Annotated in this window: 2 protein-coding genes; both read left to right on the forward strand. The window is 45.6% G+C overall.

The genetic code is table 11. The features are described 5' to 3' along the window. Positions 1-1,470: amino acid ABC transporter ATP-binding/permease protein (locus tag P364_RS0134610; RefSeq protein WP_024634516.1), on the forward strand; the 1,470-nt coding region annotated here is incomplete at its 5' end. Further along, on the forward strand, positions 1,467-2,204 hold the full coding sequence (locus P364_RS0134615) for a response regulator transcription factor (RefSeq protein ID WP_024634517.1): 738 nt from the start codon (positions 1,467-1,469) through the stop codon (positions 2,202-2,204). The genes P364_RS0134610 and P364_RS0134615, both read left to right, overlap by 4 nt. Positions 2,205-2,447 lie beyond the last annotated feature (243 nt).

Genomic DNA, 2,447 nt, shown 5'->3' on the forward strand with positions numbered 1-2,447 from the left:
AGCCGTTTGCGTACATCCTTTTTTGCCAAATTGATCCCACTAGCACCTGGTGTGCTGAATAAAAAGCGAAGCGGGGATCTGCTAGCTCGAATCGTCGGCGATGTTGAAAGTTTGCAAAATTACTTTTTGCGGGTAGCTTATCCGCCAGTGATTGTGGTCATGGTCTTTCTGGCTACGATGCTGTTCACTGCTTCATTTTCAATCTGGATTGCGTGTTTGTTCGTACTTGGAATGCTGGCAACGGCACTGATTGTGCCTGGAATCGTTTTGTTAGGACAGCGAAAAACACAGGGGCGCGTCCGTAAACAGCGGGCACAACTGTCAACAGAAGTTACGGAGGTGTTGTACGGATTCCGGGACTTGAAAGTATACGGACAGATGGCACAGGGCGAACAGAAGCTCCAGCACATCTCCGCAGCATTAGCAGCTGAGCAGCAACGTGCAGCAGGGAACTTGTTGCGTGGTCAATCGATACATGCCTTTGTTACGTTTCTGATTTCATGGGGAGTGCTGGCGCTTGGCGGCTATTTAATCATGGATGGAGCGCTTGCTGGCGTATTTTTGGCCATGCTGGTGATGGCCTCATTAACGGTATTTGAAGAAGCGGCGGCCATGGCAACATTACCTGTGTATAAGCAGGATAGCGAGCATGCGGCCAAACGTTTAACGGAAACGGTAGTTGCCTCCGCCACGCTGTCATCACAACAACCGATCGGAAAAGTGTCCACGGATCATCCCGCCTCGATCGAACTATCTGGAGTTACATTTCAATATGAGGGGGAATGGAGGCCAGCGCTCAAAGAAATCTCATTGCACTTTCCTGCAGGTTCCAAAACAGCGATTGTTGGGCCGAGTGGGTCGGGAAAATCAACGCTAATCGATTTGATTCTGAAACTTCGTACACCAATGGCTGGAGATATTCGATTGAACGACGTTTCGATGGATGAACTGAATGAGACGAGCCTTTGGGAAATGGCGAATGTTGTATTACAACAAAATCATTTCTTTCGGGGAACGATTCGTGACAATCTGCTCCTCAGTCGTGGAGATCATACCGACAAGCATTTGTTGGACGTACTTGCCAAAGTTCAATTGTCCAGGATTTCTTTAACGGATCTAGTGCTCGAAAAAGGGGAGAATTTATCCGAGGGCGAGAAGCAGCGTATCGCTCTGGCTCGGGCTTTACTCCGTCAGGGAAGAGTATGGCTATTGGATGAACCGACCTCCTCCCTGGATTACGTGACAGAACAAAGGGTGATGACACATCTATACGAACAAGCAGCCGGAGATACGCTATTGCTGATCTGTCATCGGCTTACCGGATTGGAACAAATGGACCGGATCGTCGTCATGGAGCAAGGCAGAATTGTAGAAACGGGATCGTATGCAGAATTAATGATGCAACAAGGCTATTTCTATGAAATGAAGCAGATCGAACGGCAAATGGTTGGAGGAGGTGCAGAGACATGATCCATGTTCATAAACGAATTTTGTTGGTAGACGACGAGAGCCGAATTCGTGCATTGCTGAAGAAGTATTTGGAGAAAGAGAACTTCATCGTAGAAGAGGCCGATAGTGGGGGAGAAGCCATTCGGAATTGTTATATCAATGGTGGAAATTATAATCTCATGGTGTTGGATTGGTTGCTTCCTGACATGAGCGGCATTGAAATTTGCGAATATATAAAATACTACCATCAGGGCCTTCCAATTGTCATGTTATCCGGGCGTTCGGAAGAAAGGGATCGACTCGAAGGCTTTAGAGCAGGAGCTGATGATTACGTGGTCAAACCATTTAGCCCAAGAGAAGTCGTACTGCGAATCCAAAGCATTCTGGCTCGGATGGAGGGAACGTCCTTTTTTGAATTCAACAATCCTTCAGACAGCGAAATTCTGATTTCAGACCTTATTATTCAGCCTTCCGCTCGACGTGTTCTGGTGCATAAGAGCGAAGTTCATTTAACGCCAAAAGAATACGATCTGCTCTATTTTCTGGTCACGCATCAAGAGACCGCCTTTTCAAGGGAGGAATTGCTTAAAGAAGTATGGACGTCGTCCCATCAAAAGATTTATGATCAACGTACGGTAGATACCCACATCAAGCAATTACGGGAGAAGCTATTTTTTCATTCTCCTAAAGGAGACGAGTTCATTCGGACCGTATGGGGATACGGCTATATGGTCTGCAGTACAGATAAGACGTAGCCATAACTAGAACAAATGAGCTAAATCATTAGAATCTTGCTCAAATCTTACGAATTGCAATTCATCATATTTATAGCTAACCAACCATTATAATAGAAGAACACTTCGAATGTTAAGGTGCGAACACGATGAGTTATTTTGATTAGATATCTATCTAATGAATATTCAACAGTTCTTTAAACCATAGGAGGCCGCCGATCAACATGAACGGTGGTCTTTGTTCAACTAACGGGAAGGTTAGTT

Source organism: Paenibacillus sp. MAEPY2, from assembly GCF_000499205.1.
Lineage (GTDB): Bacteria > Bacillota > Bacilli > Paenibacillales > Paenibacillaceae > Paenibacillus > Paenibacillus vandeheii.